The following is a 14,647-nucleotide window of genomic DNA, read 5'->3' as shown; positions in this document are numbered from 1 at the left end:
GCCAGGACCCGAACTCCTTCGCCCCAGGCGCCACTTGGCGGGAGACCGCGAGGCGGGAAACCGGGCCGGGTACGGTGATCGCGGTCCGGCCGAGGGCCGCGGGCCTCCGGATCGGTGGCGCCGGGCCTACGACCGGGGGCGTCGGGCCTCCGGACCGGGGACGCCGGACCGGGGGCGTCGGGCTCAGCCGACCAGCCGCCAGGACCCGAACTCCTTCGCCCCAGGCGCCACTTGGCGGGAGACCGCGAGGCGGGAAACCGGGCCGGGTACGGTGATCGCGGTCCGGCCGAGGGCGTCGAAGGCCGCCGCGAGGGCCTGGTGGGCGCGCCGCGGAGGGCCGCGGTGGGCACACCGCGGAGGGCCGTGATGGGCAGCTCCCGTCAGGGGCCGTCGGCGGAGAGGAACCGGTAGGCGGCCCCGCCCAGGTCGCCGTGGGTGGCGACGAGCGTGCCGGTCCCGGGGGCGGAGACTCAGTTGGCGCGGGCGCGCCCAGGGCGCCGTGGTGGCGACGAGTATGCCGGTTCCGGGACGGGGGACGCGCCATCGCGATCCCGCCCAGGGCGCCGCGGGCGGCGATGAGCGTGCCGGTTCCGGGGCTGGGGACGCGCCATCGCGATCCCGCCCAGGGTGCCGTGGGTTGCGATGAGCGTGCTGGTCCCGGGGCGGGGGACGCGGTCGGCGCGATCCCCGCCCAGGTCGCCGCGGGCGGCGATGAGTGTGACGGTTCCAAGGGCGTGGTCGGTGTGGGTGCGCCGAATGCGGCGGGGGTGCCTGGCCGCGGCTTGGTTCAGCGCGGCGGGGGGCGTACGGGGTGGGTTCGGTGTCCTTGGCCGGCGCCGGCCAGGGCCCCGTGGCGGTGCCGGTCGCGGAGGGCGGCTGCGCCTCGGCGACGGTCCCGGAGGGACGGGGCGGCTGCGCGGCGCGTATGGATCGGCCCCCAGGACCATCACGGACTCCCCAAGACATGCCCGACTTGGTTGCGGGGAGCTGGAATTCTCACATGATATGCACACGGCATACACTCCCCGGGGTCCGGACCACGGGGCCGACGCCCTGACGGACGCGTGGACATGAGGGGCTTCCCCACAAGGCCCCGGTGCTCCCGCGTGTCACGTGATGTGGCTCACTGCCGTACAACGCCCGGGGCGGGCCGCTGGTCTCCCGAACGCCCGAGCTGCGCCGATGCCGCACGAGAGACGAGGACACCGACCCGCATGACGACCCCAGCCGCCGAGACGAGCAGACCGCGACGCCGTGCCTCGGAGCCTCAGCAGCCGCGCCGCAAGCGCCGTGTGCTGAAGTGGACCCTGATCTCGCTGGCCGCGCTCGTGGTGGCCGGTGCCGGCACCGGCTACTGGATCTACAGCGATCTCGACGGCAACATCAAGCACGTCGACATCGACAAGGCGATCGGTGACGACCGGCCCGCGAAGCTGCCCACCTCGGGGCAGAACATCCTGATCCTGGGCTCCGACTCGCGGGCCGGCGCCAACGGGAAGCTGGTCGCCGACCCGGATGTCTCCGGGGCCCGTTCGGACACGGCGATGGTGATGCACATACCCGAGGGCCGTACGAGGGCCGTCGCCGTGAGCATCCCGCGCGACACCCTCGTCACCCGGCCCGAGTGCACCAGGTCGGACGGCTCCACGGTCGCCTCGGCGAAGCGCGTGATGTTCAACTCCATCTACTCCCAGGTCGGTCCGGCCTGTGTGGTCAAGACGGTGGAGCAGATGTCCGGGGTCCGCATGGACCACTACGTCGAGATCGACTTCGCCGGCTTCAAGGATCTGGTGGACGCCATCGGCGGGGTGACCGTCACCGTCGACCAGGACATCCACGACAGGAACAGCGGGCTGAACATCACCAAGGGCACCCACAAGCTCGACGGCACCCAGTCGCTGCAGTTCGTGCGCACCCGGCACGGCATAGGCGACGGCAGCGACCTCGGCCGGATAGGCCTCCAACAGCAGTTCATGCTCGCCCTGTTGAGCGAGATCAAGAAGCAGGACCTGCTGGGCAGCCCCACCAAGACGTACAAGATCGCCGACACCCTGACGGCCGCCCTCACCACCGACTCCGGCCTCGGCTCACTGACCAAGCTCGCGGAGTTCGGCCGCAGTCTGAACGGCGTCGACCCGTCGAGCATGGAGACGATCATGCTTCCGGTCGCCTACGACAAGATCGACCCGAACCGCGTCGTACCGGTGCAGCCGCAGGACTCCGGCCTGTGGAAGGCGCTCCGCAACGACACCACGATCCCGGCCTGGGCGAAGAAGTCCCCGGCCACGGGCGGGGGTTCCTGAGGGGCCGTGGTCAGGGGCCGGCGGTCAGGCCTCCCGCCAGGCCTCCAGTGCCAGTCCGGGTTCGTCCTTGCGTCGGGTGACCAGGAGTTGACCCGTCGACGGGGACAAGGTCGCGGCCACCACCCGTCCTTCCTCGTCGACCGCCAGTGACACCGCGGCGTCCATGGGAAGTTGGGGTCCGGACTCGGTCCACCAGGCGCCCGCCGACTCCTGCTCGGTGGGATACGCGGCGAACGCCACTCGCCCGCTCGACGACCGCTGGGCGAGCAACGTGCAGTCGTGGCCGTCGAGTTCGCAGCGGACGGCGCAGACCGGGCCCGGCCCGGCGGAGGCGAGGAGGGCGACGGGCTTGGCGCCGGGCCGCCAGGCGCACAGGTCGCCCGACTCGTCGGTGTAGAAGAGCGTGGTGGCGTCGGGCGAGGTGGCCAGGGCGTACAGGGTGTCCGGGCGGGCGGGCGCCTCCATGGCCTCCTCCAGCACCGGCTGTCCCCCGGGCTCCTCCTGGCGCCAGTGCAGGATGCCGCCGGCCACCGCCGCGTACACCTCCACCCGCCCGGACTCCCCGGTCACCGCCGCCAACTCCCCCTGTACGTCACGCCCCTTGAGGTCTCGCCACGGCTCCCAGCCGCCCTTCTCCCTCTGCGCGGCCATGCTCAGGCCGCCGCCCTTGTTGCGGACGAAGACATGGGCACGCCCCTCGGCGTCGACCGCGACGGCGGGCGGCCCGGTGACGGAGCCCTTCTTGTCGGGATGCCCGATCGACGCCCAGTCGAGGGCGGCGAGCCGGGGCCGGAAGTGGGTGGAGTGCACCAGACCGGCCTCGTCGGAGACGGTGGGCCGCCAGGAGACCAGATGGGCGTAGAAGTCGTCGCCCTGACCGACGGCGGGGACGGACCGGAGCTTCTGCTCCCCGCCGACCTTGCGGGCGGGCGTCCAGACGCCGCCCGGTGTGCGTTCCGCCCTGCACAGGAGGGCGTCGTCCGTCGGCAGGTAGACACTGAGCCGGCCGTCTCGGCCGCGGAGGAGCCAGTCGCCGTTCACCAGTTCACTTTAAGCGGGCGGGTGCACGGACCGGGGATCGGGCCCCGCGTGGCCGTGTGCGCGGTCGGACCACGAGCGGGCAGGCTGTTCCCAGACATCCAGCGGAAGGAACCGACCTCATGACCGACCAGTACACCGTGAGCGTCCTCGGCACCGGCATCATGGGCGCCGCGATGGCCCGCAACCTCGTCCGCGCCGGCCACACCGTCCGCGTCTGGAACCGCACCCGCGCGAAGGCGGAGCCGCTGGCGGCCGACGGGGCGTACGTCGCCGACAGCCCCGCCGAGGCCGTCCAGGACGCCGATGTGGTCCTCACCGTCCTCTACGACGGCCCGGCCGCCCTGGAGGTGATGCGCGAGGCCGCTCCCGGGCTGCGCCCCGGTGCCGCCTGGGTCCAGTCGACCACGGCCGGCATCGAGGCGATCACCGGCCTCGCGGCCTTCGCCTCCGAACACGGCCTGGTCTTCTACGACGCCCCCGTGCTCGGCACGCGTCAGCCGGCGGAGGCCGGACAGCTGACGGTCCTGGCGGCGGGGCCGGTCCAGGGGCGGGAGCTGGTGGAGCCGGTCTTCGACGCGGTCGGCGCGCGTACGGTGTGGACCGGGGAGGACGGTGGGGCGGGGAGTGCGACGCGGCTGAAGCTGGTCGCCAACAGCTGGGTGCTCGCCGCGACGGCCGCGACGGGCGAGGTGCTGGCCCTGTCCAAGGCGCTGTCCGTCGACCCTCAGCACTTCTTCGACCTCATCGCCGGGGGGCCGCTCGACATGGGCTATCTGAAGGCCAAGTCCGCCCTCGTCCTCGACGACCGGCTCTCCCCGGCCCAGTTCGCGGTGACCACGGCCGCGAAGGACGCACGGCTCATCGTCGAGGCCGGCGCCCGCAACGGCGTACGCCTGGACGTCGCCGAGGCCAGCGCCGAGCGGTTGGAACGGGCGGCGGCGCAGGGGCACGGGGACGAGGACATGGCGGCGGCGTACTTCGCCAGCTTCGAGGAGAAGACGGGGGACTGAGCGGCCGGAGACGGGTCTCGGGCTCGGTGGGTGTGCGAGCCTAGCCGCATGAGTGACAGTGAGCCCCTGCTGGTGATCGTCGACGCCGCGAATGTCGTCGGGTCGGTGCCCGACGGGTGGTGGCGGGATCGGCGGGGTGCCGCTGAACGGCTGCGGGACCGGTTGGCCGCCGACGGGGTGCCGGGGCGGGACGGGCCCGTGGAGATCGTGCTGGTGGTGGAGGGGGCCGCTCGGGGCGTGGAGACGGTGCCGCGCGTACGGGTGGAGTCGGCGCCGGGGAGCGGGGACGACTGGATGGTGGAGCTGGTGGCGGGGGCGGCGGCCGGGGGGCGGTCCGCGCTTGTGATCACCGCCGATCGGGAACTACGCCGCAGGGTGCAGGAGTTGGGGGCGTCGGTGGCGGGCCCCCGTACCGTCCGCCCATAGCGGCACCCGCCGTGGCCCCCCGACGGCATCCCCCTCGCCCGTCGACGGCACGCCGCCCAGCCATGTCGACGGGGCGCCGCTCGTCCACGTAGGCGAGATGGCCCCGCCCATACGGGGAGCCCCCGTCACGGGCCTGCGGCGGGTGCTCGTTGCCCGTGGTGGGGAGGGGGGCGTGGTTGGCGGTGTGGGCTCAGGGGGTTGCTGTGTGCTTGTCCCGGCCCTCGGAACGGGCCAGTCGGCTGTGGGTGCGGCCGTAGAAGAAGTAGACCGCGAAGCCGATGACCATCCAGATGGCGAAGCGGAGCCAGGTTTCGGCGGGGAGGTTGAGCATCAGCCAGAGGGAGGCCAGGACCGAGAGGATCGGGAGGGCCGGGACCAATGGGGTGCGGAAGGAGCGTTCCAGGTCGGGGCGGGTGCGGCGGAGGATGATGACGCTGATCGCGACCACGATGAAGGCGAACAGCGTGCCGATGTTCACCAGTTCGGCGAGTTCGCTGAGGCTGGTGAAGCCCGCGACGATCGCGATGACGACGCCGAGGAGGATCGTCGGGCGGTACGGGGTGCGGAACTTGGGGTGGGTGTGGGAGAAGAAGCGGGGCAGCAGGCCGTCCCGGCTCATCGCGAAGAAGACCCGGGACTGGCCCAGGAGCAGGATCATGCAGACCGTGGTGAGACCCACCGCCGCACCGAAGCTGATCAGACCCGCGAACCACGGGTGCCCGGTGGCCTTGAAGGCGTCGGCCAGCGGGGCGTCGACGTGCAGCCTCTTGTACTTCTGCATGCCGGTGACCACGATCGACACGGCCACGTACAAAACGGTGCAGATGATCAATGAGCCGATGATGCCGCGCGGCACGTCCCTCTGAGGGTTGCGGGTCTCCTCGGCGGCCGTGGCGACCACGTCGAAGCCGATGAAGGCGAAGAAGACGACGGACGCGGCGGTGAAGATGCCCATGACACCGAAGTTGGAGGGCGCCCAGCCGAACATCAGCTGGATCAGCGGGGCTTTGAGGCTACCGCTTGCCTCCACGGTCTTCTGCGGGGGAATGAACGGGTGGTAGTTGTGAGCCTTGACGAAGAACGAGCCCGCGATGATGACGACCAGGACGACGGCCACCTTGATGGCGACGACGACCGTGGTGACCCGCGCGGAGAGCTTCATGCCGACGACGAGGATGGCCGTGAGGAGGAGGACTAGCGCGGCGGCGAGGATGTCGAAGCCGAAACCGTGCGCGCCGTCCCGGCCGCTGAGCGCCTCGGGCAGCTGCCAGCCCGCGTTGTCGAGCAGCGAGTGGATGTAGCCGGACCAGCCGACGGCCACCACCGCCGTGCCGAGGGCCAGTTCGAGGACCAGGTCCCAGCCGATGATCCAGGCGGGGAGTTCACCGAGGGAGGCGTACGAGAACGTGTACGCGGAGCCGGCGACCGGGACCGTGGAGGCGAACTCGGCGTAGCAGAGGGCGGCCAGCGCGCAGACGACGCCGGCGACGACGAAGGACAGGGAGACCGCGGGTCCGGCGGTGTTCTTCGCGGCCGTGCCGGTCAGTACGAAGATGCCGGTGCCGATGATGACGCCGACGCCGAAGACCGTCAGGTCGAGCGCGGACAGGGATTTTCGGAGCGCGTGCTCCGGCTCCTCGGTGTCCTGGATGGACTGCTCGATGTTCTTCGTCCTGAAGAGGGTGCTGCTCACGGGCGTACCTCCCACGCTTGTCGTCCTCGACATGATCGAGAGGGGGCGTAGACCGTATGCCCCGGCGCGAGGGGATTCACGCGAAAGGACCCCTTCCGCCACCACGACGGGTGGTGGAAGGGGTCCTTTCGGCGGGGTCAGTCGCGGGCGGGCTCGACCTCGGCGGCCGTACGGTCGAACCGGCCGTCCAGCTTGGAGACCAGGCCGGTGACCTGGCGCGCGATGTCGGGGGCGGTGAGCCCGATCTCCGCCATCACCTCGGCGCGGGAGGCGTGGTCGAGGAAGCGGGGCGGGATGCCGAAGTCGCGCAGCGGTACGTCGACCCCCGCGTCCCGGAGGGCCTGCGCGACCGCCGAGCCGACGCCGCCGACCCGGGAGTTGTCCTCGACGGTGACGACCACGCGGTGCCGCTCGGCGAGCGGGGCCATGGCCTCGTCGACCGGCTTCACCCAGCGCGGGTCGACGACGGTGGTGGTGATGCCCTGCTGGTCGAGGAGGCCGGCGATCTCCAGGCACATCGGCGCGAGGGCGCCGACGGAGACGAGGAGCACGTCCGGGGTGGCCGTACCTGGCTCGCGCAGGACGTCCATGCCGCCGACCCGGCCCACGGCCGGTACGGCGGGGCCGACGGCGCCCTTGGAGAAGCGCACCACGGTCGGCGCGTCCTTCACCTGGACGGCCTCGCGCAGCTGCGCCCGCACCTGGTCGGCGTCGCGCGGCGCGGCGAGCCTGAGCCCCGGCACGACCTGGAGGATCGACATGTCCCACATGCCGTTGTGGGAGGCGCCATCGGTGCCGGTGACACCGGCCCGGTCGAGCACGAAGGTCACACCGCACCTGTGCAGGGCCACGTCCATGAGGACCTGGTCGAAGGCGCGGTTGAGGAAGGTGGCGTAGACGGCGAAGACGGGGTGCAGTCCGCCGGTGGCGAGACCGGCGGCGGACACGGCGCCGTGCTGCTCGGCGATGCCGACGTCGTAGATCCGGTCCGGGAAGGTGTCGGCGAACTTCTTCAGGCCGACCGGCTGGAGCATGGCCGCGGTGATCGCGACGATGTCCCCGCGCTCCTTGCCGAGTTCGACCATCTCGTCGCCGAAGACGGAGGTCCAGTCGGCGCCGGAGGCCTTGACGGGCAGGCCGGTGTCGGGATGGATGGGCCCGATGCCGTGGAATCGGTCGGCCTCGTCCTGGAGGGCGGGCTGGTAGCCGCGGCCCTTCTCGGTGAGGCAGTGGACGATCACCGGGCCGCGGAAGCGCTTGGCGCGGGCGAGCGCCGACTCCAGGGCCTCGATGTCGTGGCCGTCGATCGGACCGACGTACTTGAGTCCCAGGTCCTCGAACATGCCCTGCGGCGCGATGAAGTCCTTGAGGCCCTTCTTGGCCCCGTGGAGGGTCTCGTAGAGCGGCTTGCCGACCACGGGGGTGCGCTCCAGCAGGTCCTTGCCGCGGGCCAGGAAACGCTCGTAACCGTCTGTGGTACGGAGCGTGGCGAGGTGGTTGGCGAGGCCGCCGATGGTCGGGGCGTACGACCGCTCGTTGTCGTTGACGACGATCACCAGGGGGCGGTCCTTGGCGTCGGCGATGTTGTTGAGCGCCTCCCAGGCCATACCGCCGGTCAGGGCGCCGTCACCGATCACGGCGACCACGTGGTCGTCGCGCTCCAGGATCTGGTTGGCCTTCGCGAGGCCGTCGGCCCAGCCGAGGACCGTCGAGGCGTGGCTGTTCTCGATGACGTCGTGCTCGGACTCGGCCTGCGAGGGGTAGCCGGACAGGCCGCCCTTCATCTTCAGCCTGCTGAAGTCCTGGCGGCCGGTGAGCAGCTTGTGCACATAGGACTGGTGTCCGGTGTCCCAGAGCACCTTGTCCTTCGGCGAGTCGAACACCCGGTGCAGCGCGATGGTCAGCTCGACCACACCCAGGTTCGGGCCCAGGTGGCCGCCGGTCTTGGAGACGGCGTCGACGAGGAAGGTCCGGATCTCCTCTGCCAGCTGGTCCAGCTGCTCCAGGCTGAGCCGGTCCAGATCGCGCGGTCCCCTGATGCGGGTCAGCAGCGGCACCCGTGCCTCCTTGCAGTAAAAGCTGATCGAGCTGTTGCCGGGCTTGTCGAGTCTAATGTTCCGCCTTTGCGGACGGCGCCCGGGCGGTGCGTCGTAGGTCACGCGATCGGCTGTACCCAGGATCGGCCCCGGCTATGACATGACTGTGCCCGGTACCGCCGTTGGTACCGGGCACAGGGTTTCGGAGAACGGTTACGCGCGGCCGGCGGCCTTCTGGCTCCTGCGCGAGACGGAGTCGATGATGACCGCGCCCAGCAGAACCGCACCGGTGATCATGTACTGGATCGACGTGTTCATGTTGAGCAGGTCGAGTCCGGTCTGGATCGACTGGATGACCAGCATGCCGAGGAGCGCGGACCACACGGAGCCCCGGCCGCCGAACAGCGACGTACCACCGATGACCGCCGCCGCGATGGCCAGCATCAGCGTGTTGCCGCCACCGGCGTTCAGCGTGGCGCTGGCCGTCTGGCCGGCGAAGAACATACCGCCGACGGCCGCGAAGCCACCGGAGATGGCGAACACGGTGATCCGGATCATCGGCACGCTGATACCGGCACGCCGGGCCGCCTCGATACCGCCGCCGACCGCGAAGACCTTGCGGCCGTACGTGGTGCGGCGCAGCACGAAGTCGACGATCACCAGCGCGGCGAGGAAGATCACCAGGGCGTTCGAGACGCCGGAGGCGTTGTTCAGCACGGCCGCGGCGGCGAAGGACGCCACGGCGAGCGCGATGACCCGCAGCAGGATCTCGCTGGTGGGCCGGAACGGCACCCCGGCCGCCTTGCGGCGCTTCTGCTCCATGAACGAGCCCACGAGCAGGGACAGCACGCCGAGGCCGGCCAGCAGGTAGGCGCCGATGATGGCCTGGTCCATGAAGAAGGAGCTCTGGCCGAGCAGGTGCACCGGGCCGGAGTCGGACGGGATGTTGATGGTGCCGCTGGAGCCCAGCAGCCACAGCATCAGACCGTTCCAGCCGAGGAAGCCGGCCAGGGTGACGACGAACGCCGGTACACCGATCTTCGCGAAGATCCAGCCCTGCAGGGCACCGATACCGATACCGACGAGGATCGCCAGGACCAGGCCGAGCCATGGGTTCAGGCCGTGGGTGACCACGAACACGGCGAACAGCGTCGAGGCCAGACCGCTGACCGAGCCGACGGACAGGTCGATCTCGCCCAGCAGCAGCACGAACACCAGGCCGATGGCGAGCATGCCGGTGGCCGACAGGAAGTAGGTGATGTTGGAGAGGTTGTCGGCGCTGAGGAAACGATCGTTCTTCAGCTGGAAGATCGTCCAGATGACGATCAGGCCGATGACGACCGGCAGCGAGCCCAGCTCGCCGCCCTTCACCTTGCGCTTGAACTCGGTGAGGTAGCCCTTGAAGCCCTCTTCACGCACCAGCAGGCGCGGGTCGACGACGCTGACGGGCGCGGCCGTGGGGTCGTCGGCGGGAGCCACGGTGTTCTGGTGTTCCAGCTCGGGCTCTTCTTTGCTCACGGTGTTGGACGTGTCGCTCACTTTGCCGCCTCCGTGCTGCGACGCCCCGCACGACGGGTCACGGCGTTGTCCGTGGCACCGGTGATCGCGGCGATGATCTCTTCGTGGCTGGTGGTCTTCACCGGGAAGGAACCGTTGTTCTTGCCCAGGCGCAGCACCGCGACGGTGTCCGCGACCGCCTTCACGTCGGCCATGTTGTGGCTGATCAGGATGACGGCGAGGTTCCGCTCGCGCAGCCGCTCGACCAGGTCGAGGACCTGCGCGGTCTGCTCGACGCCGAGGGCGGCGGTGGGCTCGTCCAGGATGACGAGCTTGGGGTCGCCGATCAGGGCGCGGGCGATGGCGACGACCTGGCGCTGGCCACCGGACAGGCTCGCGATCGGGATGCGCACGCTCGGGATGCGGATGGAGAGCGTGCTCAGCAGGTCGCGGGCCTGCTTCTCCATCGACACCTCGTCGATGACTCCCCGGCGCAGCAGCTCGCGGCCGAGGAAGAGGTTGCCGACCACGTCGAGGTTGTCGCACAGGGCGAGGTCCTGGTAGACCGTCGCGACGCCGAGTCCCTGGGCGTCGTGCGGCTTGTTGATACCGACCGGCTTGCCGCTCCATTCGATGACGCCCTCATCGATGGGGTGGACACCGGCGATCGTCTTGACCAGGGTCGACTTCCCTGCGCCGTTGTCGCCGACCAGGGCGACGACTTCTCCGGCGTGGACCTCCAGATCGACATCGGTGAGGGCCTGGACCGCACCGAATCGTTTGGAGACTCCGCGCAACGCCAGCACGGGCGTAGCGGACACGTGAACCATCTCCTTCGCCGCCTGACCGGCGGGGATGCCGCGCTCGGGGTAATGCGCGGAGCGACGTGCGCGAACGCACGAGGTTTACAAGATGAACATGCGCGAATCCGCTGCCGTTGGCAACGGTTCCGTCCGACGCCCGTCCCGGCAGCGGGGTATGAAGGCCGGGGCGGGCGTCGGCGGGGTTCGCGGGGGCCGCCGCGGGGCGGCCCTTGCTTCAGCGGCTCGGGAGTGGGCCCGCTCGCCGTGAGCGCGCCCACTCGGGAGGGCTACTGGAGGCCGGCCGCCTTGCAGGCCGACGCGTACTGGGTGGTGCAGATCTGGGCGACGGTGTAGAGCCCGTCCTTGACCACCGTGTCCTTGATGTTGGCCTTGGTGACCGACACCGGGGTCAGCAGCTGCGAGGGCACCTTGTCGCCGGAGCCGCTGGTCTGGGTGCTGGTCGCCAGGGACGAGATGCTCTTGCCCTGGAGCAGGTCGACGGCGAGCGTGGCGGCCGCCTCGGCCTCCGGCTTGAAGGCCTTGTAGACGGTCGCGGACTGCGTGCCCGAGACGATCCGCTGGATGGCGGCGAGCTCGGCGTCCTGACCCGTCAGCGGGATGCCGGAGATGCCGGCGCCCTTCAGCGTGGTGGCGATACCGCCGGCCATGCCGTCGTTGGCGGAGTAGACGCCCGCGATGTTCTTGGCACCGAGCTGGGTGATCGCCGCGGACATCTTCTGGGCGGCGACGGTGTCCTTCCAGAGGCCGGACTGCTCGTAGGCGATGTTCACCTTGCCGTCGAGGACGCTGTGGGCGCCCTTCTTGAACTGCCCGGCGTTCGGGTCGTTGTCGTCACCGTTGATCATGACGATCTTCGACGACTTGGTCGCCTTGGAGCCGAGCGCGGTCAGCAGGGCCTGGCCCTGCAGCTCGCCGACCTTGACGTTGTCGAAGGAGACGTAGGCGGAGACCGGGCCCTGGGCGAGGCGGTCGTAGGCGACGACCTTGATGCCCTTGTCGACCGCCTGCTGGATGGAGGACTTGATCGCGGCCGAGTCCTGGGCGCTGATGACGATCACCTTGACACCCTTGGTGATCATCGTGCTGACCTGCTGGGCCTGCGTGGTCGCGTTGGCGTTGGCGTTGGCGTACTGCACGTCGCAGCCGGAGCAGAGCTGCTTGACCTTCGCCTCGAAGTACGGCTTGTCGAACTTCTCGTAGCGCGTGGTCACGCTGTCGGGGAGCAGCAGACCGATGGAGCCGGTCTTCGAGCCACTGCTGCTGGAAGAGCTGTTGTCGGAGCTCTTCTTGTCGCCGGCCTTGCCACAGGCGGCCAGCGTGACGGCCATCGAAGCCGCCACGGTACCGATGACGACTCTACGCATCGTTGCGTTCATTTGGGGGTGCCTCCCTGACAGGGCCGCAACGCTGCGGCCGAGGTGGCTGGAAGTCAACTCGGCCGCACGTGCGACGTCAAGAAGTAAATACTTAACGAGATGGCAACGGCGTCATGCGTTCTCTAAGTGAAGGCAGGTGTCGCAGTCGACAAGGTGCCGTCCAAAAGGGTCGAATCGCCCATCTCGCTCAGTGCGAGAGCGAGCGCTCCGAGCACCTCCGCACGACCCCCAAGTGCCCCGGGGAGAACGGACAGTTGACGCGCCGCGCTGGGGATCGCGTAGCGGCCGACGGACTCTCTGATAGGCCCGAGCACCAGCTCACCGGCCTCGGCGAGATCACCGCCCAGGACCACGCGGCTCGGGTTCAGCAGGTTGCAGAGATTGGCGACTCCAGAACCGATGTGTCGGCCGACGTCGGCGATCACCCGACGACAGCCCGGGTCTCCGTCCCTGGCCAGGCGTACGACGCCTTCCATCGTCAGATCGGTGCCGTGGCTGGACTGGAGGAGCGGCAGCACATAGCGCGCGGCCGCGAAGGTCTCCAGACAGCCGCGGTTGCCACAGCGGCAGACAGGGCCGGATTCATCAAGAGTAATATGACCGATTTCTCCCGCTGTGCCACCTGGGCCGCGGTAGATCTTCCCGCTGATCACCAGCCCGGCGCCGACACCGCTGGCGACCTTGATGTAAGCAAGATCACGGACGCCTCTGCCGCTGCCCCACACCAGTTCACCGAGGGCGCCGAGGTTGGCGTCGTTGTCCACGTGCACCGGTACGCCGAGCCGCCCCCGCAGCTCCTCGGCGGGCCTGGTGCCGATCCAGCCGGGCAGGATCGCGGACGAGCCGAGCGTGCCGGACTCGAGGTCGATCGGACCGGGCACGCCGAGCCCTATGCCGGCGACTTTGGACCGGTCGACGCCCGTTGCGCTGATCAGGCGATTGACCAGCTCCTCCGCCCGGTCGAAGCCCTGCGCCGCGGAGGCGTCCACGTCCAGCGGCTCGGACTCCTCGGCCAGCACCTGGTGGGCGAGGTTCCCGACTGCGACCCGCAGATGCGTATGGCCGAAGTCGACGCCGATGACAATGCCGGCGTCCCCGCTCAGGGAGACCGCGCGGGCCCTGCGGCCACCCGCCGACGTGGGCGTGACCTCGACGGTTCCGCCGTCCTTGAGTTCGCGGACGATGTTGGAGACCGTGGCGGCGGACAGCCCCGTGGTTCTGGCGATCTCCGCCTGCGTGAGTGACCCGGCCAGCCGGACGGCCCGTACGACCCGCTCCAGGTTGGCTCTGTGCAGTGACGACTGCGACCCCGGAGTCTCCACGACGACCTCCTGCGCGCGGGACCGCTTCGGTGAGGCCCCGTCTATGTCCAACTAGTGAACTCTAAGCTGAGCCGTTCGGGTCACCTCCCGTCAAGAGGTTGAACCGGATCGAGGTCTCTGTACACCCCGCGCACGCATGATCGCGCGCCGTCCCCGAGCCGGGCGGGGACGGCGCGCGAGCCGGTCGTGCGGTCGTTACTTGAGCGCCCCCGCGGTGAGTCCCTGGACCACCTGCCGCTGGAAGACGATGTACGCCGCCAGCACCGGCAGCATCGCCATCACCAGGCCCGCGAAGAGCCCTGACCAGTCGCCCTTGTAGCCCTGGCTGGCGGCGAGCTGCACCAGGCCCTGGGTGAGGACCCGCTTGTCCGGGTCGGTGTTGAGGACCGTGGGCAGCATGTACTGGTTCCACTGCCCCAGGAAGTTGAAGATCCCCACGCTGATCAGGCCGGGCTTGGCCATCGGCAGCATGATCTGGAAGAAGGTCCGGGTGTGCGAGGCCCCGTCGACGAAGGCCGCCTCCGCCACCGAGGTCGGCAGCGTGCGGAAGAACGCGGTGAGGAAGAACACCGTGAACGGCAGCGAGTAGGCGATGTAGACCAGGATCAGCCCGTGGATGGTGTTCAGCAGGCCCATGTTGTTCACCACGTAGAACAGCGGGACCAGTGCCAGCATGATCGGGAAGCTCATGCCGCCGATGAACAGAAAGTAGATGAAACGGTTTCCGGGGAAGTCGAAGCGGGCCAGCACATAGGCCGCCATCGAGCCGAGCACCAGGGTGCCGATGAGTGAACCGCCCACCACCAGAATGGTGTTGAGGAAGTAGTCGCTCATGTTGGCGTCGGTCCAGGCCCGCGCCCAGTTGTCGAAGTGCAGCTTGTCCGGCAGCGCCCAGGGCGAGCTGAAGATGGAGCTGTCGTCCTTGAAGGACGTCATCACCGCCCACAGCAGCGGCATGACCACCATGAACGCCCACAGGACGAGCATCCCGTGGGAGAAGACGTTGAGGACGCGGCCCTCTTTCCTTTCCTTCGCGGGCGCGGCGGACGGGACGTCGATCTTGGAGAGGGTGGCGCCGGACTCGGCCGGAACGGAGGCGTGGGTGTCGGTCGTCTTCAT

General features: G+C 69.7%; 11 protein-coding genes. 3 read left to right on the top strand and 8 right to left on the bottom strand.

Translation table 11 applies throughout. From position 1 onward, the window contains the following. Positions 1–1,214 precede the first annotated feature (1,214 nt). Positions 1,215–2,303, top strand: a complete 1,089-nt coding sequence (locus tag ABZT17_RS35495) for an LCP family protein (RefSeq protein ID WP_356355242.1) — start codon at positions 1,215–1,217, stop codon at positions 2,301–2,303. Positions 2,304–2,327: 24 nt separating this feature from the next. On the opposite strand, the gene ABZT17_RS35490 is transcribed toward ABZT17_RS35495, so the two are convergent. Then, positions 2,328–3,344 (bottom strand): hypothetical protein, encoded by a 1,017-nt coding sequence (locus tag ABZT17_RS35490; protein ID WP_356355240.1) that lies wholly within the window; start codon positions 3,342–3,344, stop codon positions 2,328–2,330. Between the two features lie 119 nt (positions 3,345–3,463). On the opposite strand from ABZT17_RS35490, the gene ABZT17_RS35485 reads away from it, so the two are divergent. Both ABZT17_RS35485 and ABZT17_RS35480 read left to right on the top strand, forming a co-directional pair. Beyond that, positions 3,464–4,354, top strand: coding sequence for an NAD(P)-dependent oxidoreductase (locus ABZT17_RS35485; protein ID WP_356355238.1), 891 nt, complete (start codon positions 3,464–3,466; stop codon positions 4,352–4,354). A 48-nt stretch (positions 4,355–4,402) separates the two neighbouring features. Continuing rightward, positions 4,403–4,780 carry an NTP pyrophosphohydrolase gene (locus ABZT17_RS35480; RefSeq protein WP_356355236.1) on the top strand — a complete coding sequence of 126 codons (378 nt, stop codon included), beginning with the start codon at positions 4,403–4,405 and terminating at the stop codon, positions 4,778–4,780. Between the two features lie 190 nt (positions 4,781–4,970). On the opposite strand, the gene ABZT17_RS35475 is transcribed toward ABZT17_RS35480, so the two are convergent. The 7 genes from ABZT17_RS35475 to ABZT17_RS35445 all read right to left on the bottom strand — a co-directional run bounded on the left by ABZT17_RS35475 (position 4,971) and on the right by ABZT17_RS35445 (position 14,647). Further along, positions 4,971–6,473: an amino acid permease gene (locus ABZT17_RS35475; protein ID WP_356355234.1), complete on the bottom strand. Its 1,503-nt coding sequence runs from the start codon at positions 6,471–6,473 to the stop codon at positions 4,971–4,973. 137 nt (positions 6,474–6,610) lie between these two features. Continuing rightward, the gene (gene dxs, locus ABZT17_RS35470) at positions 6,611–8,530 is read right to left on the bottom strand and encodes a 1-deoxy-D-xylulose-5-phosphate synthase (RefSeq protein ID WP_356355232.1); all 1,920 of its coding nucleotides are present in this window, start codon (positions 8,528–8,530) and stop codon (positions 6,611–6,613) included. A 192-nt stretch (positions 8,531–8,722) separates the two neighbouring features. Further along, positions 8,723–10,048, bottom strand: a complete 1,326-nt coding sequence (locus ABZT17_RS35465; protein WP_356355230.1) for a sugar ABC transporter permease — start codon at positions 10,046–10,048, stop codon at positions 8,723–8,725. Continuing rightward, positions 10,045–10,836, bottom strand: a complete 792-nt coding sequence (locus tag ABZT17_RS35460) for an ATP-binding cassette domain-containing protein (protein WP_356355228.1) — start codon at positions 10,834–10,836, stop codon at positions 10,045–10,047. Before ABZT17_RS35460 ends, ABZT17_RS35465 begins: the two co-directional genes overlap by 4 nt. Positions 10,837–11,096: 260 nt before the next feature. Further along, positions 11,097–12,206 carry a substrate-binding domain-containing protein gene (locus ABZT17_RS35455; protein ID WP_356355226.1) on the bottom strand — a complete coding sequence of 370 codons (1,110 nt, stop codon included), beginning with the start codon at positions 12,204–12,206 and terminating at the stop codon, positions 11,097–11,099. Positions 12,207–12,328: 122 nt separating this feature from the next. Beyond that, complete coding sequence (locus ABZT17_RS35450; RefSeq protein WP_356355260.1) at positions 12,329–13,528, bottom strand: ROK family transcriptional regulator; 1,200 nt, start codon at positions 13,526–13,528, stop codon at positions 12,329–12,331. Positions 13,529–13,723: 195 nt separating this feature from the next. Next, complete coding sequence (locus ABZT17_RS35445; RefSeq protein ID WP_356355224.1) at positions 13,724–14,647, bottom strand: carbohydrate ABC transporter permease; 924 nt, start codon at positions 14,645–14,647, stop codon at positions 13,724–13,726.

It is taken from the genome of Streptomyces sp. NPDC005648 (assembly GCF_040605395.1).
Lineage (GTDB): Bacteria > Actinomycetota > Actinomycetes > Streptomycetales > Streptomycetaceae > Streptomyces.
The sequence above is the reverse complement of the archived record's forward strand: the minus strand, read 5'-3'. Positions and strand labels throughout refer to the sequence as shown.

What these genes read in the sequence shown, in the direction of transcription:
- ABZT17_RS35495 (WP_356355242.1), top strand. Translation starts at nt 1,215, where the DNA reads ATGACGACCCCAGCCGCCGAGACGAGCAGACCGCGACGCCGTGCCTCG.
- ABZT17_RS35485 (WP_356355238.1), top strand. Translation starts at nt 3,464, where the DNA reads ATGACCGACCAGTACACCGTGAGCGTCCTCGGCACCGGCATCATGGGC.
- ABZT17_RS35480 (WP_356355236.1), top strand. Translation starts at nt 4,403, where the DNA reads ATGAGTGACAGTGAGCCCCTGCTGGTGATCGTCGACGCCGCGAATGTC.
- ABZT17_RS35460 (WP_356355228.1), bottom strand. Translation starts at nt 10,836, where the DNA reads ATGGTTCACGTGTCCGCTACGCCCGTGCTGGCGTTGCGCGGAGTCTCC.
- ABZT17_RS35455 (WP_356355226.1), bottom strand. Translation starts at nt 12,206, where the DNA reads ATGAACGCAACGATGCGTAGAGTCGTCATCGGTACCGTGGCGGCTTCG.
- ABZT17_RS35445 (WP_356355224.1), bottom strand. Translation starts at nt 14,647, where the DNA reads ATGAAGACGACCGACACCCACGCCTCCGTTCCGGCCGAGTCCGGCGCC.